This is a genomic window from Nitrospirota bacterium, assembly GCA_035873375.1.
Taxonomy (GTDB): Bacteria; Nitrospirota; Thermodesulfovibrionia; order Thermodesulfovibrionales; family JdFR-85; genus BMS3Bbin07.
Map to the genome: position 1 here is coordinate 92,909 of JAYWMQ010000043.1, position 21,152 is coordinate 114,060.

The window sequence follows — 21,152 nt, forward strand, 5'->3', positions numbered from 1 at the left end:
GGGGGGGTGTTCTTTATCGTCTCTTTTTCATCTTTGCAATCAATTTTTCAAGTCCTGGGATCTCCGTGATCTTCTTGGTCAGCCTTGCAGCCTTTCGCGGGGCCATCATGGAGAGGATATTTGCGGCCTTTCTCGGTTTCATAAATGCAAGGACCTTTACGGCCGTCTTTTCATCAAGCTCTTCCAGCCTTATTGCCGCCTCTTCCGGCTGCATCTTCTCGTATGTCTTTACCACATGCTGAATTTTTTCTTCTTTTGTGTTGTCTATCTCTGCAAGAATCTTTTCAACTCTCTCAAGGATGGATTCGTATTCCTTTATCCTTGCCATGATATCTTTTTCCAGTTCCTGAAGTGCCTTCTCCCTTCTCTGCAGCAGCTGCTCCTTCTGATCAAGTTCAGCCCCCTTGGTTTGAAGATATTGAAGGAGATCATCCTGTGAATAAACAGGGGAGGGCGTTGCAATAATTATAATCAGCAATGATATCAGGACGAATCCAGCTTTTTTCATCTCTTAATCCTTGTGGTGAATATGAAGTCGAATTCTTTCTGTTCCTTGCGGTTATTCTCCCTTGTCTCATTCAAACAGAGCTTTCCCCTGAGGTTTTCAACGAGCATCTTCTCCTTGTATGCCTCTATCAGCAGCTTCTGCGTTTCTTCAAGCTCTGCTATTTTTTTTATAATTGCCTCCCTCTGTTGGCCCATTCTTATATTCATCTGTGAGAAATAGGAATGGAAGGTCTTGAGGGAGCCGGGATCTATGATATCCTGTACCTGATGGTTTTTAAAGGTTTCAAGATTACCGGAAAGTTCTGTTTCCATGGTTTTCAGGCGTGCCTCTTCCTGATTAATGATGCCCTGGAGACGGTTTATCTCCATTTCGATCTCTTCCTTCCGCCACTCCTTTAATTTCAGGAGGTTGTTTAATGAATCCGATTTCATAGTTCTTCTGTCTCAAACAGGAGATATAGCCCCTGAAGGCTGTCTCCCATGTCACGTCTGTCATTTATTCCCTGTTTCAGGTAGCCACGCAGTCTGTCTATCATCTTTATGGCCCTGTCAACCTTCGGGTTTGTGCCCTCCTTGTATGCACCGATACTTATGAGGTCTTCATATTTCTTGTACGTGGAGAGGTTTTCAATAAACATCATTGCAAGCTCCCTGTGTCTTTCGTCTACTATGTCCAGCATTACCCTGCTGACACTCCTTAATATATCAATTGCAGGGTAAACGCCCTCCATTGCAAGTTCCCTTGACAGGACTATATGTCCGTCAAGGACCGACATGGAAGCGTCTGCCACAGGGTCGGTAAGGTCATCGCCTTCAACGAGCACGGTATAGAGTCCTGTGATGCTCCCGTTGTCTGAAGAGGTTCCGGCCCTTTCAAGCAGCCTTGGCATCAGGGTAAAGACCGAAGGAGTGTACCCCTTGGTAGTAGGTGGTTCGCCAATGGCAAGGCCCACCTCCCTCTGTGCCATTGAGACCCTTGTCAGAGAGTCCATCATCAGGAGCACATCCATCTCCTGGTCCCTGAAATACTCTGCAATGGCCGTTGTGGTGAAGGCAGCCCTCACCTTTGCCAGGGGAGGCTCCTGGGCTGTACAGACTATCACCACTGACTTCCTCAGCCCCTCCTCTCCAAGGTCTCTCTCTATAAACTCCCTTACCTCCCTGCTCCTTTCACCGATAAGACCTATTACATTCACCGTTGCCTCGGTGTATCTTGCAATCATGCCAAGCAGCACGCTCTTGCCAACTCCGGTTCCCGCCATGATTCCCACCCTCTGACCCTTTCCGCAGGTGAGCAGTCCGTTTATGGCCCTGATACCGAGGTCGATTGGTTCTGATATCCTCTTCCTTTCAAGCGGGTTGATATGTCTTCCAAAGAGCGGATACATCCGGCCTTCAATCCTTCCTTTTCCGTCTATGGGGTTTCCGAGTGCATCTATCACCCTGCCAACGAGGTGGGGCGATACATTTACAGAGAGCTTCCTGCCCACCGGCAGCACCCTGCTGCCCGATTTTATCCCCTGTATATCACCGACGGCCATAAGCAGAGCCTTGTCGTCCTTAAAACCCACTACCTCAGCATCAACTATTGCCCCCCCTTCAGAGTATACCTTGCAGGCCTCTCCGATACTTGCCTTCATGCCTGTGGCCTTGAGGATAACACCGGTGATTTCAACCACCCTGCCATAGACCCGCATCGGGTCAATACTCTCGAGGCCGTTTATATATCTCTCAAGCGTTACTGTTTCCAATCTCTTCTCCAAGGTCCTCAACCAGGTTTGTTAATTGTGATTCAAAGTCAGTGATTACCTCTTCTTCAGGTCCAACCACCAAAGGGCTGGCCAGTGGTATGGACGGGTCTGTGTTAAATCTTATCTCGGGGTGTATGGCAAGCAGTTCAGGTTTGTGATTTGAGATGAGTTCTTTAAGGGCAGGGTTTATCTTTATTGTTATTGTCCCTGTTCTCTCTATTTTTTCCATTGCAGCCTTTATGAGGTTGATTATTATTTCAGGGTTTTGTCTGATTTCATCCCTGAGTATCTTTTTTGCCATAGCCACTGACAGGGCAAAGACCTGTGGTTGTGCTTCCGTCATGACCTTTTTTTTCAGCTCCGTCATCTCTGTGAGGATATCCTCAAGCCTCTCCAGAAGCATCAATGCCTTTTCCTCTCCAACTGTGTAGCCGGCCTGTTCACCTGCACTGAAACCTTTTTCATATGCAGTTCTTTCAATCACAGCTATGTCCTGGTTGAAATTCTCCTCTGTGATGCCGCGGTGTTTATGCTCAAGGGACGGCATGCCGAATTCCGTGATGTTCCGATCCCGAAGGACTTTGGCTTTAGACAATGAGTTCCTCCTCTCCCTTGCCGGCAATAATAATCTTGCCTTCCTCTTCCAGTTTCCGTGCCGCCTTTACAATGTTCTGCTGGGCTGTTTCAACATCCGAGACCCTTACAGGTCCCATGGATTCGATCTCTTCTTTAAGTATCTGTACTGCCCGTTTGGACATATTCCCGAAAATCTTGCCTTTGACTTCGTCTGATGCGGTTTTCAGTGCGAGTGCAAGGTCATTTGTGCTGATCTCCTTGAGTATTGCCTGCATACCCCTGTCATCAATCGAGGCAAGGTCATCAAATACAAACATCAGGGACCTTATGGATTCAGCCCTTGAGGGTTCCTGTTCTTCTATCAGCTCCAGGATCGTCTGTTCCGTCTCCTTGGCGGCATTATTGAGGATGTCTGCCACTGTTTTTACTCCGTCAACCTTTCTTCCCCTGGATTCACCAATGCTGAGCTGTGTTTTCAGAACCTCTTCGATCTCCTTTAAAGCCTCTTCAGGTATTTTTTCCAGGTTTGCAATCCTCATTGCAACGTCACCCTTAAGGTGCTCCGGCAATTCTGAAAGCACCTCCGCCGACTTTTTTGGTTCAAGCAGTGACAATACAAAGGCCGTGGTCTGGGGATGCTCACCGGAGAGGAATTTCACAATAAGGCGCGTATCTACCGTGTTGAGCTTCTCTATGGGATTGGCACGCCTGGCAGACTCAATGACTTCTTCTGCATTTTCATCACCCAACCCCCTGTAGAGGATTCTTTTTACATAATCCTCTCCTCCTATGGCGACAACCTTTTCATCGATACTCTTCTTTATCTCATCCAGCACTGTCTGCATCTCTTCTTTCTTCAGTGTTTTTAACTCTGAAAGTGCAGAGGTTATTTTTTCGATAGTCTTCTTGTCAAGTGCCTTGAGTATCTCGGACGCTGTTTCCTCTCCTACATAGCTGAGCATGATAGCTGCCTTTTCATGACCTTTCAGGGTAGGCATTTATTTGCTTCCCGTCCATTTTTTTATGAGTGTAGCAGCCTGTTGGGGATTGTTTCTGGCCCATTCAACTATCTCGTCCCGGGGTATCTCCCTGAGAGCCGGTTTCCCCTCGAGTTCCGGTGTGAGGGTCTGGGTGGGGGATGATGGAGGAGGAGTGGATTGCTGTTTGAGATAGGCAAGCAGAGGTCTTATGAGGAACAGTAAGACAAGGATCGACAGTATAAGTATTGTGCCGTAACGTGCTGCCGGCATAATGTATTTTGTATAATCCACCTGCTCCGGTGTTTCAAGGACCTCCGGTTGTGCATGAAAGGGCATATTTATAACCTTCACCTCGTCACCCCTCTCCTCTGAATATCCTACGGTCTTCTTGATAATCTCTTCGTAACTCTTAAGGTCCTCTTCTGACCGGGCCACATATTTTATCTCCCCTGATTTCTCGTCCTTAAGGTATGTTCCGTCGACCAGAACTGCAACCGTCAGGCGTTTTATTGTCCCTGTGGGTTTTATAACATGACTTACAGTCTTGCTGATTTCATAGTTTACTGTTTCCGTCTGTTTTCTCAATCCCGTTTTGTTGGCAGCGGACCTTCCAACACGTTTGTTGGGCAGGTTTGACTGTACCCCCGGCACCCCGGCAACCATCCCTCCGGTCTTTTGTTCCGTTAATTTTTGCTGACTTCTGACAACCTGTCCATCAGGGTCATAGGTCTCCTGAGTCTCTTCCGTCCTTGTAAAGTCTATGCTCATACTCGCCTTTGCCTTTACCTTGTCCTTGCCCACAACGGGTTCGATGATGCTGATAATTCTCTTCTCCATGTCCATCTCAAGCCCTTTTTGGTAATCACGCTGGGTATTGTTAATCTGAAGGCCTTCGTCCTCTTCGGTGGTGAGAACGTTGCCCCTGTTGTCCACAATAGTTACGTTGTTCGGAGTGAGCGATTCCACGCTGCCTGAAACAAGGTGTACAATTCCCCGAATCTGAGACCTGCTCAAAGTTACACCGGGACGGAGCTTGAGTAGGACAGATGCCTTTGGTTGCTCGTCTGTGCTGGTAAATATTGATCTTTCCGGCATGGAGAGGTGCACCCTGCAGTCGGAGACCTCCTGCAGAGACCGTATGGTCCTTGAGAGCTCTCCCTGCAAGGCCCTTTTCAGGTTCACCTTCTGGACAAATTCGGTTGTGCCGAGCCCCGTTTTATCAAATATCTCGTATCCCATGCTTCCACCCTGAGGTAACCCCATGGCAGCGAGCTGGATCCTCACTTCGTAAACCTTGTCGGAGGGTACAAGGATGCCTGAGGGGGTTGTCTTGTAAGGTATCTTCATCTCCTTCAGTTTTTGCACCATGAGTCCGGCATCCTCTGCCCGGAGGTTTGAATAAAGCATCTGGTACTCTGGTTTTTGTGCCCATGTGATCAGTAGCACTATTGAGGCAATTGTGAGTACAAGGAGGATGGACAATGTAATCTTCCTCTTTGTATCCCACTTGTTGACAATATCCAGTATATTCGCCATGTATCTCAGACCTGCATCCGCATTATCTCTTCATAGGCTGTCACAAGCTTGTTTCTCACCTCGAGCATCACCTGAAAAGAGAGATCAGCCTTTTGCATGGCAACCATGGTTTCGACTATGTCTCCTCCTCCATTGCCGATCTCTGCAATTGCCTTCTCCGTCTCTTTCTGCAGGGAGGCCACCTTCCCGATGGTCTCATCAAGAAGGATTTCAAAACTCCCTCCGGTCTTGTCTTCGCCGGAAGGTTTAAGATTTCCTGCTATATTGCCTATTCCTTCCGCCCCCGGGGGGCTTCCGTTGACTGGATTAACTGACATTTTTTATACCTCCGGATTCATCATTCATTGTTAGACGCTTATCTCCCCAATTCAAGTGCCTTCAGATACATTGATTTTGTTATGTTGAAGGCATTTACATTAGCTTCATACACCCTCGTTGCCATCATCATGTTAACCATCTCCTCAATCAGGTTTATATCAGGCATAAGCACATAGCCCTTATCATCTGCATCCGGGTGGCTGGGGTCGTAAACTGCCTTGGGCGGCGTGTTGGAGGTCACAACATCGGATATCCCGACACCTTCGAGCCTTCCCTCCTCATCAAGCATGTAGGAGCTGAAGACCACATCCCTCCTCCTGTAAGGACCACCCTCGGGTGTTCTTGTGGTGTTCAGATTTGCCATATTGGAGGCAATGGTATTCATTCTTTGCTTCTGTGCAACGAGTGCTGATGCACTCACATCAAATGCCTTCAGGATATTCATGGTCTACCTCCCGCTAATAAGATTTCTATACATTTTAAACCTGTCATTGATAAGTCTAAGGGTCGTCTGGTAGAGGAGGGCGTTTTCAGTAATCTTTGCCATCTCGACATCCTCCTCTACATTATTTCCGTCAAGCCATGGAGATTCGGTATCCATCGTCAGCTCGGTATCCCCCCTGATCTCAAGTGCCCTGATGTGGGTAGGAGATGTGTTTTTAAGCCTCAGCCTCTCCTCGTCAAAAACGGACTCGAATTTTATGTCCTTAGCCCTGTACTGCGGTGTGTCGCTGTTTGCGAGATTGCTCAGGAGTACACTGTGCCTCTGCATGGTGAACTTTATCATCTCCTCAAGTCTCTTAAGTGTGAAGTCCATAGTAACCTCCTGTTATCTTTAACCTGATTAGAGCAGCAAGTTTCATGCCGTGGCAATTATCCTTTGCTCTACGTTATCTCTGTGTCAGGGTAGAGCTGATTTTTACCCGGAGAGGAAATTTTTTCCTCCCTCCGGAATCAGGCATTAAGCCTGTATTCATTCAGCTTGTTTCTCAATGTCCTGACGGTTATTCCCAGGCACTCTGCCGTCCTTGTCCTGTTTCCGTTGGTTGCCCTGAGTGTTCTGAGTATGAGTTCTTTTTCCATATTCTTGATGGTCTTGCTGTCCTGTCTGACGTTTCTGCTCTTTTCAATCATAAAGTCCCCGCTCTCTATAAAGTCTGAACGGCTGAGTAGCACTGCCCTCTGGATAACATTTTCCAGTTCCCGGATGTTTCCCTTCCAGGCCTGGGTATAAAGATAATTAAAGGCATCTTCCGAGAATCCCGAGATGTACTTTCCGTATTGAGATGCATGTTTTTTCAGAAAGAATTCTGAAAGAATACGCACATCACCGGTCCGTTCTCTGAGGGGCGGCAGCTCAAGGGGAAAGACGCTTATCCTGTAGAAGAGATCTTCCCTGAAGTTTCCCTTTTCGACCTCTTCGGCAAGGTCCCTGTTTGTGGTTGTTATCACCCTGATGTTTACGGACAGGGATTTTTTGCTGCCAATCCTGTCTATCTCCCTTTCCTGCAGGACCCTCAGGAGCTTGGCCTGAAGCGGGAGCGGCATCTCGCCGATTTCATCAAGCAGGAATGTGCCTCCGTCTGCTATTTCAAATTTTCCAATCTTTTTCTCCAATGCACCTGTGAAGGCGCCTCTCTCATGACCAAAGAGTTCGGATTCAAGCAGGTTTTCGGGTATTGCAGCGCAGTTAACGGCAACGAAGGGTTTTTCCCTCCTCAGGCTCTGCCTGTGTATATACCTTGCAATCAGCTCCTTGCCGGTGCCGCTCTCTCCGGTTATGAGGATTGTGGTGTCTGTCCTCGCCACCTCGTAAGCAATCCTGAGGAGTCTCTTCATTGACTCATCTTCGGTAATGATCTCGCCATTTGCAGGCCCCGGCTCAATAAGGCCGGTTATTGCCTGCCTGAGGTTATCAAAAGAGAAGGGTTTCATAAGATAGTCGGAGGCTCCGAGTTTCATGCACTCAACTGCGTTTTCAACCGTACCAAACCCTGTGATTACAAGGACGGGCAGGGTGGTGGAAAGCTTTCGTACATGTCTGATGAATTCCAGACCATTCATTCCCGGCATCTTCATATCCGTTATAACCAGAGAGCAATCATGGTTTTTAAGCACCTCTATTCCCTCAGCAGCCCTTTCTGCTACCATTACATCAAAACCGAACCTCTTTACGGCCTCTTCAAGGGCGTTTCTCATCTCCGGATCGTCATCAACAACGACAATGGGTTGCATTATCGGCCTCCATTAACAGGTTTGATGTTTTTGAGTTTTAAGTGTTTTGAGACGGGATGTGCTCTTTTTCCCGTCTGAATCCCCTGTCCCCTGCCCGCCGGAGTCTTTTTGTAAAAATTGCTCCGGAGACAGGCAGGCCGTACTGTCCGTCCTGTCTCCGGAGGCTTCGGGGAGGAGGTGCTTATGAGGAAAGCATAGAACGAATACACTGCCTGAACCAGGCAGGCTCTTTGCCCTTATTGTTCCACCATGGGCCTGCATTATCTTCAGGGATATGGAGAGGCCAAGCCCTGTGCCTTCGTCCCTGGTAGTGAAGAAGGGGTCAAATATCCTCTCTATATGTTCTGAGGTGATTCCATTGCCGGTGTCGGAGATGTTGAGGTGGAGCCCTTTGCTGTCCGTTTCAGTATATATGGTGAGTATGCCGCCTGCTCCCATTGCCTGGACTGCATTAAGCAGGATATTGAGAATTACCTGTTTTACGAGTCCCGAATCTCCGTTTATCGAGGCGTTGGTGATTTGTTTTTCAACGACAATGCCCCGTGATTCAATGACGGGCTTGATCAATGCAAGGGCATCGTCTGTTAGTGTCCTTATGTCGCAGGGTGTTGTCTTCGGATTCCGGGGCCGGGCAAAATAGAGCATGTTTGAGAGGGAATTATTCAGGTTTCTTACGCCTGTTGAAACACCCATTGCAAGGGATGCATGCGGGGTATCGTCTAATTCCTTGTATAACATTGATGCGTAAAGTTCGATGCTACACAGCGGATTCCTCAATTCATGAACAATGCTGGCCATCATCTCTCCCATGGCAATGAGTCTCTTGTTCCTTTCCTTCTCTGCTTCAATCTCTTTTTGGGCGGTTATGTCCCTCAGTAGGATTACAAATCCTATCAACCCGTCTCCGCCGTTGAGCACATCAGAGAGACTTACAAAGAGGTTTTTCCTTCCCCCTTCTGTCTCTATCTCAATCTCCTGATTGTTCTGATCGATCCGGCTGAAGTTATAACCGTATTCCTCCGGCCTGTGACCTGTTGATGCAGAGAGGTCCATCATGAGGAGGTCTTCCGCGGCCCTGTTCATCATCAATATCTTTCCGTCACTGTCCAGTACAACTATTGCCTCCCTGATCCCCTGCAGGACGGAATTGAGAAAGCTGAGAGTCCTCTGAAGTTCTGCGTTTTTTCTTTGTACCTCCTCTGAGAGGTATGTCACCTGTTGCTGGAGATTTTGATAATATTCCCTCAGCGTTTCCGAGGCCAGGTTAAAGGTCATGAATGCTTCGTTCAGTTTTTTAAGCTCTTCCATTTCACATCTCCAGGATATGTTTTTTTATTTTCTGCTCTTTTATCATCACCTTTGCCATAGAGCCATAAAGTCCCTTTTTTTCTGAGAGGCTCTGCATGAGGGTGGCGCTGCTGGTGATCCTGGCAAGCATAAACATTGCCCGCACATCATCCGGGTTAACCTTCAGGGCAAGGTTAAAGTATTTTGCGGCATTTTTTTTCATTCCTTTAGCTGCAAGTAATTCTCCTGTTTCCGTGTATCTGAGAGGTTCCCCGGTTGCCCTGGACATAAATTTATAGTTTTTAATGAAACCCTTTACAGAAGGTGAGCCTTCCTTTACCCTCCAGAGGAGGTCAATGTCGTCATTAACAGGTTGGGATATCCTTGTTATTTCGGAATAGGCAAGCTTTTTCTTTCCTTTGAGGTAATCGAGCCAGGCCCTTGCCCTGAGGATTTCATCACCCTTGGGTTTCAGCATTTCAAGGCTCGTGACCAGATCTTCCACCCTTTCAACATCCGAAAGGCGGCTGAAGAAGATTGCGAGCTGACTCAGGGACTTTGCCCTTATTCTCTTGGAGCCATGTTTTATCAGGTATGTGTATACCCTGATAAAGTCACCACCTGAATTCCTGAGCGCCTCTGCAACGTTAAGAAGTGTATCTTCTCTCGATGGTGCATAGAGCCATTGTCCACTGTTGTTCCATATTTTCCTGAAGGCCCTTGTATCGTTATCTATACTCTCATTTATCAGGATCTCAAGCTCATTCAGTGCCGCCTTCATGGGTTTTCTGCCAAACAGTATCTCTCGCAGGTATTTTTCTGCCTGAAGATAATCCTTCCTTTCCCGCATCAATCCGGCGAGGAGTAAAAGCGCCTCTTCCGACTCCGGAGTGTAGGGATAATCTCGCCGGAGGACCTTGAGGTATTCAATGGCACGGTTTTTCTGGTCTGTTGCTATTGATGTCTTACCGAGATTCAGGAGGGCTTGTCTCCTTATTACCCTGTCAGGGGACTCAGATGCCTTTTTGAGGTACATCCCGGCAGATTCCATGTCGTTCCTCGTATATTCAATCAGTCCAAGCCCGAGGTATGCCCTCTCCCTGAGATAGGTATCCATCAGCAGGTAGAAGAGGGACTTTGCCTGTTCGGTCTTGCCGATAATCCTGAGGTTTTCTGCGTAGTAGTAAAGGATGTCCGGATGCTTTTCGATGTAGTCCTTATAACTTATCAGACCGGTATTGTAGAGTTCATGGGCAGCGCTGAAGAGCCCAAGCCTCTGAAATACCTCTGCCTTGCCGAAGATCGCCTCTGGCGTATCACTCACCTTTCTGAAATAGGCAAGTGCCTCTACGTAATTGCCTGTCTTCTGGGAGGCCTGGGCATAATTGAGATATGCCCTTTGTATTAGTGTGGAATCAGGGTAGAGGTTTATAAAGAGTCTGAAATTGGAAGCAGCTTCATAATGGAATCCACTCATCAGGTATGCCACTCCCCGTTCAAAGAGTGCCTCTTCCTTAAGGGTCGTATCCTTTGCTGTTATGTAGGCCCTGTTCAGGTACCCGATGGCCTTACGGTGCCTCTTTGCCCCCTCAAGTGCCCTTCCCTTGAGGTAGTAGTAGCGGGGGAGTTCCTTTTTAGAAGGCCTGTATTGGGAGAGTAGTCTCATGGCCTCATAGTTTCTCCCTTCATCAATTGCCTCAAAAGCCTTTTGTAAGGGTTCCGAGCCGTAAACCTCTGTGCAGGTGAGGGAGAGTGTCAGGACAACGCCTGCAACAACAACCCACTGAATAATATTTGTTGGGAATATGACGGTTAGCTTCATTAGTGGAGAGAAATAGCAACTAATATGCCAGAATGTAACTCTTTGAATATCAAGGAAAAAATAAAAGGCAGGGGGAAGTGGATGTTAGACTTTTGACGTTGTTGTGATTCCCTTTTTCTTCATCTTTTCAACAAGGGTTGTCCTGTTCAGGCCAAGGAGTGTGGCGGCCTTACTCTTTATCCCGTTGGATTTTTCCAGGGCCTCGGTTATGAGTTTTCTTTCGATGGTATCAATGATGTTATTGAGGTTTATGCCTTCAGGTGGAAGGGATAAATCCTCAGTAGAATAAATAGAGGGTTTGGGCTTATCAGTAGCAGTAGCAAGGGTTTGAAACCTTTCCGGCAGGTCATTAATGGTAATGCGCTGCCCGGGGTTGAGTATCGTAAGTCGTTCAATCAGGTTTGCCAGTTCACGGACATTCCCGGGCCATCCGTATCTAAGAAGGACATCCATTAACTGTTTTGATATCTCAGGGGATTGCCTCTTCTTTGCTTTTGCATGTTTTTCAAGGAAGTGTTCGATTAAGACCGGTATGTCTTCTTTCCTGTCCTTCAACGGGGGAATGTGAACGGGTATTACGTTTAATCTGTAATAGAGGTCCTCCCTGAACCTGCCCTCTCTTGTGCGTTCTTCAAGGTTCCTGTTAGTGGCTGCCAAAATCCTCACGTCGACCTTTATTGTCTTTGTGCTCCCGATTCTTTCAAATTCCCTCTCCTGAAGTACCCGTAACAACTTGACCTGCAACGAGGGGTCGAGTTCACCAATCTCATCAAGAAAGAGCGTGCCTCCGCTTGCAAGTTCAAACCTTCCGATGCGCGTGTTTATGGCGCCGGTGAATGCCCCCTTTTCATGTCCGAAGAGCTCTGACTCCAGGAGGTCTTTTGGTATGGCTGCACAATTGAGGGGAACAAAATTCTTGCCGGAGCGGTAACTGTTGTAATGGATTACCTTTGCAATAAGCTCTTTTCCTGTACCGCTCCCACCTGTAATGAGGACAGTGCTGTCCGTATCAGCTATCTTCTCTATCAGGTCATAAACCCGCTGCATCTCTGGTGATGAGCCTATAAGACCGTGAAATTCGTAACGCTTCCTGAGTTCTCTCTTGAGCCGGATATTCTCTTTCTTGAGTTTTGCCACCTCGAGTGCTTTTTTGATGATGATTCCCAGTTCATCGAGTCTGAAGGGTTTTGTGACGTAATCGAATGCCCCTGCCCTCATGGCTTCAACGGCGTTTTTTACTGTTCCGTAGGCAGTAATAATGATGCAAGGGGTGTCGGAGTTCGGGGTGTCTTTCATTGCCTTCAGGACATCCATTCCCCCCATTACAGGCATGGAGAGGTCAAGGAAGATAAGATCAAAGCTCTCTTTCCTTAATCTTTCAAGTCCGTCCAGGCCGTTTTCTTCCAGGGCAACACTGTATTTTTCCGAAATTAAGTATTCGTTAAGGACATCTCTTACAGTAATATCGTCTTCTATTACAAGAATACTCTGCATGATACAGTTAATTTACAGTATATAGACACAAGGTGTCAACAGATTGACTACGTTGGACATGGAATTTGTTGTCATGAAGGCTATTATCTGGTATGCTTTATTTATAGTCTGTGTATAAAGTCAATAAGGGGCTCAAGCCCCAAAGGAGGAGACCATGGCAAGGGTATACATGCTTGCAAATGTCCTTCCCGGCAAGGACAGGGACATTCGGGATACCTTAAGGGGTATCAACGGAGTGGTGAACGCAGATGTTATTACAGGACAGTTTGATCTTGTTGCGGTCCTTGAGGCCAATGATATTAATGAGATATTCACGAGAATCCTGAAGAAGGTAAGGAAGATCAGGGGCATAACAAGGACGGAAACATTTATAGCGGTTGAGTGAAATAGCCCCGGTTATTGCCGGAGGGGACATAGCGTTTGGAGATCGAAGACAGGAGGGCAGGACAGATACTTGATGTCATAAGGGCCCTCTATGAGGTGAATAAGTTTGTCCCCATCATTGTCGAGGGTAAAAGGGACCGCAGGGCCCTGAGGAGCCTCGGTATAACCGGAGAGGTCATCCTTCTTCATGGTGGAAAGACAATTTATGAATTCTGCGAAGATATTCTGAAGCTCCACGAGAGGTTTATCCTGCTCCTTGACTGGGATGAAAGGGGAGAGGCACTCCAGAAGAGCCTTTCCTCTCATCTGAAAGGACATTATGAGGAGTTTTCCCTCTTAAGGAACAGGCTGAGATCGCTGTGTCAGTCGGATATCAAGGAGATAGAGGACCTGCCTGCCCTGTTGAGGAGGCTGATGGGGAAGACGGGAGAGAGTCCTATATAGAGGTAAGGATCGCTCAAAATTAAGTATAATAGAGTAAGTAAACTCATTGGAGATAACTCTGGAGATTAAAGATGAAGAGCCTTGAAGAAATAAAAAAAATTCTTGAGCAACACAAGTCAATCATTGAAAAACAATTTAAAGTTAGAGAAATTGCCATCTTCGGTTCTTTTGTCAGAGAGGAGCAGAAAGAGATTAGCGATATTGATATACTCGTTGCGTTTTATGAACCTGTTGGTTTCTTCACATTCCTGGAGCTTGAAGAATATCTGACGGAGATACTCGGAATAAAGGTAGACCTTGTATCAAAAAGGGCTTTAAAACCCGGAATAGGTAAATATATTCTGCAAGAGATGATACAGGTTTGACCGGAAAAGACTACAGAGATTATCTTCAGGACATTCTTGATTCTATTATTGAGACTGATGACTTTGTCAGGGGCATGTCATTTGAAAACTTCCTTCTTGACAAGAAAACAGTAAATGCGGTTATAAGAAGCCTTGAGGTCATTGGAGAAGCATCCAAGAACATTCCTCAGTCTTTGCGAGACCAGCATCCCGATGTTCCGTGGAAGAAAATGGCAGGAATGCGAGATAAGTTTATCCACGAATATTTTGGAGTTGATTTGGAAGTTTTATGGCAAACGATAAAACAGGATATTCCCCCTGTCAAACCTTTGATTGAAAAAGCCATTAAAGAACTTGAATAAATCCTGACGGGATGCACTGCACTGTACATGATAAGACAATCTGAATACGAACGACAGGGTGGTCAGACTTGACTATCGGTCCTGATGTGATCAAGGTGTGCAACTTTATTTTCCTGCATGTCAATAGTTTTGCATAGTATGCAACAACGTTTCCGAAGCTTCAAGAAAAATCTATTGTCTCCGCCTGCCTGTTGACTTTTATGGTTTGACGTTTTTTTATGGTGATTTTGGTATTATACAGAAAACTGTATACTAACTGGTTATCCAAAAAAATATGGCGTTATTTGCACTTGATCATAATGGAGATAGAATTCGAGCCTCTCAAGTAGAAAATAGGAATCTCAACTTTTCGTGTGAAGATTGTGGGAATCCCTTAAGCTTTGTAGATGCTCAATTAAAAGTCAAACATTTCAGACATCAGGTGGCTTCTGATTGTGGTGATGAGCCAGAGACCGAAGAACATGAATATTATAAAGATTTAGTTGCTATAAAATTGGAAGAACTAAAATTAGGACAAGTATGTCCGGAGTATCTTTTAGGATGCAAACGTGCTGACATATATTTGAAACGCGAAAATAAGCGTGATATAGCTTTTGAAGTACAGGCAACAAATTATAGCTTTGCAAAATATGAACAAAAGATTAATTGCTATTCCGCTAGAAGACTTTTAACTGTTTATATATTTATCGGGGATGACTTCTTAAATGAAGTAAAAAAGAATATCTTCTCATTAAAAGAAATAGAAAAAAAGATATTTCACAACAAGTCATACCGTGATTCTGTTATTGGGTGTTACCTTGATGGAGAGAATGTAACTCTCCCATCATTTAAACAAAAACATGCAAAAGGAAGCTCTGGATATTGCAGTGATCGATTTATTTTTGACTATAAGAATTTAAAGAAGATGACTCTTGATGATTATCTTATTAACGTGCAGGAACATAAGGTTAAAGATGAACATCCATATATATGCGGACATCCAGAATATATAGTTAAAAAATCTGACAAGAAAATTGAACGATACGGTTGGTTTTGTTCGTGTTGTGGAAAATTCGACAAGTGGCTTTCTAATAAGCAGGCATTATCAATGGGACTTAAATTTAACACAATCAATGGCTAACAACAAAGTGGACTTGAACGAGTACCACAGGACGTTTTTTTAGATAGCTATATTTTAAGACATGCAAATCAGTTTTAGGCATGTTAATAAGATTCAGTGGTACTCGTCAGTCACTCAGGCGTTATACGCATAAAAAACATGTGCAACCAACATAGATTAATCACAAATTTAGAAAGAACAGAAATTTCAGATGCATATTTCGCAATCTTTGGACGGGCACTTACTATTGCCACACGCTTTGATACAGGATGTCGTACCTTGGGAATACTGGTTGGGATAAAGAACGCCCCTGAGATTCTTGAATCGGAAAAGGTTCTAAAAAAATTTGCTAATAGAATCACCAAGCAAAAATTATGGGATCACATTAACAATTTAACAACAAAGGGTGCAGAGCCTTGGGATACTCTAAACAAAGCACGAATAGCCAGAAATGAAGTTGCACATGAGATTACACTTGGAATAGATGGACAAATAGACGCTATAACAGAGAAAATATTAAAAGAAAGAATTGATCGTCTCTACAATCTTTGCCTCTTATTAGCGGAAGGCGATATCTTGGTTGAGGGACTTGCTTCGGAATTAACCGATGAAGAGTTGCCAACTATCGATTTTCTGAAAAAATACCCAGAACGTATCGCTAAATGGGTTACTGAAATATAAAAAAAGACGTATAACCATGCTGCTGCAAGAAACCGCTGAAACTGTGCGGCCTCTGAGCAGCGCTGTTCGAATTGCAACGAATTTTTATGAATATTTATGAATATTAGAGATAAAGAAAATAACCTTTTTGAGAAGTGGATGAAAAAAGAAGGCCGAAAGCCATTTATTAAAGATGGTTCACCGTCACCTGATGAATACTCAAAATCTAAAACAAGAATTCTGTTCATTCTGAAAGATGCGAATTTTGGTATAAATGACGAAGATAAAGAAATTGGAAACTTCGATGATTCCTCTTACGATCAACGAAAGGATTTGGAGAAAAACCCACATGTCTGGTGGAATAGAGTCAGGAATTGGTGTGCTTTCTTACTTAATCCACGTATAGAGTGGGACGAGGTTAAGAAAAAAGATGTTGCTGAATCTTTGGCCCCATTTTCGTTCATGCAGTTAAAGAAGAACGCTGGTGGTGGGTCTGTAAATGCGGGGACATTGTGGGATGTTGCCAAAGAGGATAGTCTTGAGATAAAGGAGCAGATTGCTATTTATCACCCTGATTTTATTGTTTGCTGTGGTGTTGGTGAAATAGTTTATAAAATAATATTTTCCGGTAGATCGCCTTTAAATTATACCCCGCATGGTGTGGGATATTGGAAGGTTAATAGGGAGGATGATAGTAATAGGAAATATACTTATGTTATCGACTATTGCCATCCGAGTGCGCGATTTGGGAAAAAGATTGAAGGTGTTGTTGCTTTTGGATTAGTTAATTCTATTAACCACTTAATAAAAAAACGTTATTTTTAAACGTGCATCTAAATACAGAGAGATTATTTGCTGACTAAGTGCATGGTTTTACTGAAGGTTTCCTTACAAGGCAAACGCACTCGGATGGTAAAAAGCACCGCTCGTTTTTCAGCTCTGCTTTTTGCCTCCGTTGATTTATGGCGTTATACATGAAGATATAAAATGAAAAACTTAATCTCTTTTGCCGTATTTGTCATAATTCTAACTTTTACCAGTTACTCTCTATCATTTTCTATTACTTCAACTCCCAATGCTTTGTCGGAAACACCAAATAACGCAACTTTGGGGATGTTGTTGCACACTATGCAAAACTATTGACGGGTTAGAAGAAAATAATGTTGATAAAATTGCAGGATTATATCATGCTAAGACAGCCTGGATTAGACCTGAGAAGGGTTTTCAATATCATTACCTGCTCTCCCGGAACAAGAAACGATATGCAATATCTTTATAAGGATAGACCGTAAGATCGAATCCGAACAAAACAAACTCTCATCCCTTAAATCACTCTTTCAGAACCTCATAACATGAAAGGTCAGGTTAAGGTTAAGGACATTAATGCATGATATATGGTAAAATGGTATATATAATCAGCACGTATTATTGTGCATAAATGGAGGATGAATATGCGTACGACAATTGATATAAATGAAGACCTCATTAATGAGGTTATGAAAAAGGCTGGAGTAAAGACCAAGAAAGAGGCAATTGTAACGGCCATGAAGGCTTATCTGAGATTCAAAAAAATTGAGGAACTGAAAGAACTGGTCGGTAATTACGACGCCTTCGATCTGACATTAAGCGACCTGAAGAAGATGCGGGATGAAAGATAGGGTTCTGATAGATACATCCGCCTGGATAGTCAGTTTCAGGAAATCGGGTAATGAGAAGCTGAAACAGCAAGTTGTGGCTGCCCTGAATTCCCTGTCAGCGGTAACAACAAATATCATCACCATGGAACTTCTTCAGGGGTGTCGCGATGACATGGAATATAAAAAAATGCGGTCAAGGCTGGAGGCACTTGAGCTGATGCCTCTTAACGAAGACGTTTGGGAGATGGGTTACAGTGCGGGGTATAGCCTCAGGAAGAAAGGCATTACGGTTCCATCGGTGGATATAATAATCGCCTCTCTTGCTAAAGCGCATGACTGCACGCTCCTTCATCACGACAGGCATTTTAAACTGATAGCAAGGCATCTCGATATAAAGACGGTCGACTTTTTGAGTTAACAGACAGATTATAGAATGGGTGACATTGTTGCACACTATGCAAAATTCTTGACGGGCAAGAAAATAAAGTTGATAAAGTTGTAGGATTTATATCATGCTATGACAGCCAGGATTAGACGTATCAGGAGCCTCGCACACGTCCAATTGCACGAAGGGAGGAACTCATAAAAAGTACAAGTTATGCATTGTATGCAACAACGTTCCTGACTTATATTATAGTCTGTGCCTGGGCTGGCTTAGCACATCGTTAGGCATCTATAAAATCGGGGTTCCATAGATTGAAAATAATATATTTAGATCAGCTTCATTGGATTGAAATTGCTAAACATATAAATGGTAACCATACGAAAGAAGGAACCGATGAAGCGCTCAATCACATATTAGGGTTAAGTAAAAAGGATATTGCTATTTTTCCTTTATCAATTTCTCACTATTATGAAACTCTAAAACAATCTGATCCAGGAAGGCGACAACGACTCGCTCAAGTTATGAGGCAACTTTCCCGTGGGTACACAGTTAGTGCACTAAGGAATATCGTTAATTCTGAAATTGAGTTGGCATTAGTAGCTATGTTCAGTTTAAATCACGAAGTGCTCCCTGTTTCATACATAGGTAAAGGCTTTGAACATACCTTTGGACGATCTCTAAACATGAGGTTAGAATGGCCAAATCCAGAGAAAGTGCCGGAAGATATAAAACAAAAAATAGAAAATGATATTTTTGAAGTTGCGGAAAATGCCTTACTAAGCGGTGTGATAAAGGGTTCATCTGTGGAGCATCTATTTCCTAAAATGGATTTATCTGCAGATATTAAGTTTTGTGATCACCTTATGACGTGGAAGGGATGTGCTTCATCCGCCACTGAGGAAGAATTGAGTCGGCAAATCTACGCAATTACATATCAAGATATATTTGATTCCATTTTTTCAAAAACCGTTGAGCTGGGGATTTCTACAGAACAATTTGTAGGTATTGGAGAAGAAGGGATGAAGAGGCTTATTGATATGATGCCCACCCGGAAAGTAGATATGTGGTTGAGAGACCAATGGGCCAGAAATGGAGGGTTAATACCCAAAAAATCCGACTTGAATGATTGGTGCTATGTGGGGGCTGCAATCCCATATTGTGATTTTGTGGTAACAGAAAACCAAATGGATGATCTGTTATCCAGATCAGCAGAATATAAGTCTAAAGTTACATCAGAGCTTTCAGACTTGATTGGAAAATATGCCTAACAATGCAAATTCAGCCGAGCCAATACCGTGCCGTTAGAAGCAAATAAAACAAAAGAGACATGATGGATCTGGATAATATAGTTGAAATAAGGGTATTAGGCCCCCAAGGGAAATATTATATAGATTTGGAAAAGGAATTTTCCCTACAATTTGAAGAACAAGGGGCATATTTTATGATATCCCGTTTGTTTTCTGCTCCTCCAGAAACAACAGTGATGATTACAATAGGGATAGGAGTAATTACTGGAGTGACAACCCATGTTCTGGCTAAGCTAATTGATAAAATATTTGATCTAAAGAAACGAGATGGTCAGGAAAACACGAATGTAACTATCAGCCTCCACATTGGAGACAAATATGTGAACTTGCCAAGTGATAAAGAAGAAATGTTGAAAAAAATAAATGAGTATCGGAAGGATCAAGAGTAAGATGAATAAAGCTTCTAACAACAGCTTCAACATGGACGGCAAAAAGCTGTGGTGCGTTCCGTATTTTGCCGATAGTTAAGTTGGACGTTGTGTAAGAATAAATTAAGCTTATATAAAATTATGGGGAGAGGAAAATGGACAAAAAACTAACAAAAATTGTTGGCCTGAAAAAAGATGACTTTGATGAATTTATTTCAAGTGGAGAGCTGAAACTAAGGAAAGCTCGATTACTTCCATTTTTCAAGCCTGGGGATGAAATGGCTTTGACATCGGTAATATTATCTTCAATAAGATTGATAAATGAGTTTAGAAAAAAAATATTCTCTGACTGTAAATTGATGGGTGGCGGTCAGATATACGTTTTCACAGAAGTGTCTTTTCCTCAGTTTCCAGAATATAGAGTAGATGGCCTGTTGCTAATTGTTAAGAGCGGGATAATTAAAGATGCCGCAATATTTGAGATGAAGAATGGGAACGATATACTCAATAAAGAACAAATCGAGCACTATCAAGAAGTTGCTAAAGCATATTCAATTCCAAAGCTTGTAACAATTTCAAATCAATTTGTTTCTGAACCAACACAATGTCCTGTAAACATTAAAACTATAAAGAACGTTGATATATTTCATTTCTCTTGGTCTTATCTTTTAACTATAGCTCATGTGTTGTTATTCAAAAATGACGCTAATATCGAAGATGCGGATCAGGTTGAAATAATGCGTGAAGTTGTGAACTACTTGGAATATGATAAATCAGGAGTTTTTGGTTTAAACCATATGAAAGCAGGTTGGAGCGAAACCATTGAGAAAATAAATGCTGGTGCCAACCTTAAAATTAATGATCCTTATGTATGTGATGCTGTTTATAGTTGGCAACAAGAAGAAAAAGATATGGCATTAATTTTAAGCCGGCATCTCGGAGTATTAGTTGACTCAGGTGAGACGAAGTATAAAAGTAATTTAAAGGCAAGACTGGAAGATGATAAAAAATCCTTAATCAACAAAAAACAGCTTGTATCTACGCTGCGAGTTAAGGATGCTGTATCTGATATTAAGATTATGGGTTTGTTAGAAAAAAGAAGTGTTGAGATGTTCGTAAGCCTAAAAGCACCACATGACAAAACATTAAGGGGACAGTTGGGATGGATCAAACGTCAGATTGAAAATTGTAAGAAAAAGAATGAAGCCATTTTTGAGAAACTCAAAAAAGGAGTATTAATTGAGACCAAAATTAAAAACAGTCACAAAGCTGAGCGGATGAGTATTCTAAATTTTGATGAAATGATAGATATCCTTAAAAACAAAGAAATCAAAGAATTTAAAATTGTTCTCATAAAAGATTTCGGCAAACAATTTGCATCATCTAAGAAATTTGTTGAGCTAATAGAACACATGCTAATTGATTTTTATAGTGGCATTATTCAGTATCTGTATAAGTGGGAGCCTTCAGCACCTAAACTGATTCAGCCAATTGAGGCAGGAGATCCAGCTGTTATTGAGAAGCCAACACGAGAAGTTATTGAAGGTGGTAAGGAATTAAAAGAAATTAAAACATAATAATGGAATGGACTTGAACAGGTTATCTCAGCTCCCTTTTTCAAGTCGATCATAGTTCATTTTTTTATTTTTTGTTACT

The 21,152-nt window shown here is 43.4% G+C and carries 25 protein-coding genes; 12 read left to right on the forward strand and 13 right to left on the reverse strand.

The window, feature by feature from the left end; all coding sequences use genetic code 11:
- Positions 1 to 13 precede the first annotated feature (13 nt).
- The 13 genes from VST71_09370 to VST71_09430 form a co-directional block, all read right to left on the reverse strand.
- A complete protein-coding gene (locus VST71_09370; GenBank protein MEC4685924.1) occupies positions 14 to 508 on the reverse strand; it encodes a hypothetical protein in 495 nt (164 codons plus the stop codon).
- Positions 505 to 939, reverse strand: coding sequence for a flagellar export protein FliJ (gene fliJ / locus VST71_09375; GenBank protein ID MEC4685925.1), 435 nt, complete (start codon positions 937 to 939; stop codon positions 505 to 507). Before fliJ ends, VST71_09370 begins: the two co-directional genes overlap by 4 nt.
- A complete protein-coding gene (locus VST71_09380; protein MEC4685926.1) occupies positions 936 to 2,258 on the reverse strand; it encodes a FliI/YscN family ATPase in 1,323 nt (440 codons plus the stop codon). The genes fliJ and VST71_09380 overlap by 4 nt, the downstream gene beginning before the upstream one ends.
- Complete coding sequence (locus VST71_09385) at positions 2,239 to 2,853, reverse strand: FliH/SctL family protein (protein ID MEC4685927.1); 615 nt, start codon at positions 2,851 to 2,853, stop codon at positions 2,239 to 2,241. Before VST71_09385 ends, VST71_09380 begins: the two co-directional genes overlap by 20 nt.
- A complete protein-coding gene (gene fliG / locus VST71_09390) occupies positions 2,846 to 3,832 on the reverse strand; it encodes a flagellar motor switch protein FliG (GenBank protein ID MEC4685928.1) in 987 nt (328 codons plus the stop codon). Before fliG ends, VST71_09385 begins: the two co-directional genes overlap by 8 nt.
- The gene (fliF, locus tag VST71_09395; GenBank protein MEC4685929.1) at positions 3,833 to 5,350 is read right to left on the reverse strand and encodes a flagellar basal-body MS-ring/collar protein FliF; all 1,518 of its coding nucleotides are present in this window, start codon (positions 5,348 to 5,350) and stop codon (positions 3,833 to 3,835) included.
- Between the two features lie 5 nt (positions 5,351 to 5,355).
- Positions 5,356 to 5,667, reverse strand: coding sequence for a flagellar hook-basal body complex protein FliE (gene fliE, locus VST71_09400; protein MEC4685930.1), 312 nt, complete (start codon positions 5,665 to 5,667; stop codon positions 5,356 to 5,358).
- A gap of 38 nt (positions 5,668 to 5,705) precedes the next feature.
- Positions 5,706 to 6,113: a flagellar basal body rod protein FlgC gene (gene flgC / locus VST71_09405; protein MEC4685931.1), complete on the reverse strand. Its 408-nt coding sequence runs from the start codon at positions 6,111 to 6,113 to the stop codon at positions 5,706 to 5,708.
- 3 nt (positions 6,114 to 6,116) lie between these two features.
- Positions 6,117 to 6,485, reverse strand: coding sequence for a flagellar basal body rod protein FlgB (gene flgB / locus VST71_09410; GenBank protein ID MEC4685932.1), 369 nt, complete (start codon positions 6,483 to 6,485; stop codon positions 6,117 to 6,119).
- 137 nt (positions 6,486 to 6,622) lie between these two features.
- Positions 6,623 to 7,903, reverse strand: coding sequence for a sigma-54 dependent transcriptional regulator (locus tag VST71_09415; protein MEC4685933.1), 1,281 nt, complete (start codon positions 7,901 to 7,903; stop codon positions 6,623 to 6,625).
- A 12-nt stretch (positions 7,904 to 7,915) separates the two neighbouring features.
- A complete protein-coding gene (locus tag VST71_09420) occupies positions 7,916 to 9,211 on the reverse strand; it encodes an ATP-binding protein (GenBank protein MEC4685934.1) in 1,296 nt (431 codons plus the stop codon).
- Between the two features lies 1 nt (position 9,212).
- The gene (locus VST71_09425; protein MEC4685935.1) at positions 9,213 to 11,012 is read right to left on the reverse strand and encodes a tetratricopeptide repeat protein; all 1,800 of its coding nucleotides are present in this window, start codon (positions 11,010 to 11,012) and stop codon (positions 9,213 to 9,215) included.
- Positions 11,013 to 11,096: 84 nt separating this feature from the next.
- Positions 11,097 to 12,506, reverse strand: a complete 1,410-nt coding sequence (locus VST71_09430) for a sigma-54 dependent transcriptional regulator (protein MEC4685936.1) — start codon at positions 12,504 to 12,506, stop codon at positions 11,097 to 11,099.
- 154 nt (positions 12,507 to 12,660) lie between these two features.
- Here VST71_09430 and VST71_09435 point away from each other — a divergent pair, with 154 nt between their 5' ends.
- From VST71_09435 to VST71_09490, 12 genes are all read left to right on the forward strand, one after another.
- Complete coding sequence (locus VST71_09435; GenBank protein ID MEC4685937.1) at positions 12,661 to 12,891, forward strand: Lrp/AsnC ligand binding domain-containing protein; 231 nt, start codon at positions 12,661 to 12,663, stop codon at positions 12,889 to 12,891.
- A 35-nt stretch (positions 12,892 to 12,926) separates the two neighbouring features.
- Positions 12,927 to 13,334 (forward strand): toprim domain-containing protein, encoded by a 408-nt coding sequence (locus tag VST71_09440; protein MEC4685938.1) that lies wholly within the window; start codon positions 12,927 to 12,929, stop codon positions 13,332 to 13,334.
- Positions 13,335 to 13,405: 71 nt separating this feature from the next.
- Positions 13,406 to 13,699, forward strand: a complete 294-nt coding sequence (locus VST71_09445) for a nucleotidyltransferase family protein (protein MEC4685939.1) — start codon at positions 13,406 to 13,408, stop codon at positions 13,697 to 13,699.
- On the forward strand, positions 13,696 to 14,040 hold the full coding sequence (locus VST71_09450; protein ID MEC4685940.1) for a DUF86 domain-containing protein: 345 nt from the start codon (positions 13,696 to 13,698) through the stop codon (positions 14,038 to 14,040). The genes VST71_09445 and VST71_09450 overlap by 4 nt, the downstream gene beginning before the upstream one ends.
- Positions 14,041 to 14,314: 274 nt before the next feature.
- The gene (locus VST71_09455) at positions 14,315 to 15,160 is read left to right on the forward strand and encodes a competence protein CoiA family protein (GenBank protein MEC4685941.1); all 846 of its coding nucleotides are present in this window, start codon (positions 14,315 to 14,317) and stop codon (positions 15,158 to 15,160) included.
- A 258-nt stretch (positions 15,161 to 15,418) separates the two neighbouring features.
- A complete protein-coding gene (locus VST71_09460; GenBank protein MEC4685942.1) occupies positions 15,419 to 15,820 on the forward strand; it encodes a hypothetical protein in 402 nt (133 codons plus the stop codon).
- 138 nt (positions 15,821 to 15,958) lie between these two features.
- The gene (locus VST71_09465) at positions 15,959 to 16,624 is read left to right on the forward strand and encodes a hypothetical protein (protein ID MEC4685943.1); all 666 of its coding nucleotides are present in this window, start codon (positions 15,959 to 15,961) and stop codon (positions 16,622 to 16,624) included.
- 626 nt (positions 16,625 to 17,250) lie between these two features.
- A complete protein-coding gene (locus VST71_09470) occupies positions 17,251 to 17,457 on the forward strand; it encodes a type II toxin-antitoxin system VapB family antitoxin (GenBank protein ID MEC4685944.1) in 207 nt (68 codons plus the stop codon).
- Positions 17,447 to 17,854, forward strand: coding sequence for a PIN domain nuclease (locus VST71_09475; GenBank protein ID MEC4685945.1), 408 nt, complete (start codon positions 17,447 to 17,449; stop codon positions 17,852 to 17,854). The genes VST71_09470 and VST71_09475 overlap by 11 nt, the downstream gene beginning before the upstream one ends.
- Before the next feature lie 278 nt (positions 17,855 to 18,132).
- On the forward strand, positions 18,133 to 19,089 hold the full coding sequence (locus VST71_09480; protein ID MEC4685946.1) for a hypothetical protein: 957 nt from the start codon (positions 18,133 to 18,135) through the stop codon (positions 19,087 to 19,089).
- Positions 19,090 to 19,148: 59 nt separating this feature from the next.
- Positions 19,149 to 19,517 carry a hypothetical protein gene (locus VST71_09485; GenBank protein ID MEC4685947.1) on the forward strand — a complete coding sequence of 123 codons (369 nt, stop codon included), beginning with the start codon at positions 19,149 to 19,151 and terminating at the stop codon, positions 19,515 to 19,517.
- A gap of 134 nt (positions 19,518 to 19,651) precedes the next feature.
- Entirely contained in the window at positions 19,652 to 21,073 is a 1,422-nt protein-coding gene (locus tag VST71_09490; GenBank protein MEC4685948.1) for a hypothetical protein, read from the forward strand.
- Positions 21,074 to 21,152: the final 79 nt, after the last annotated feature.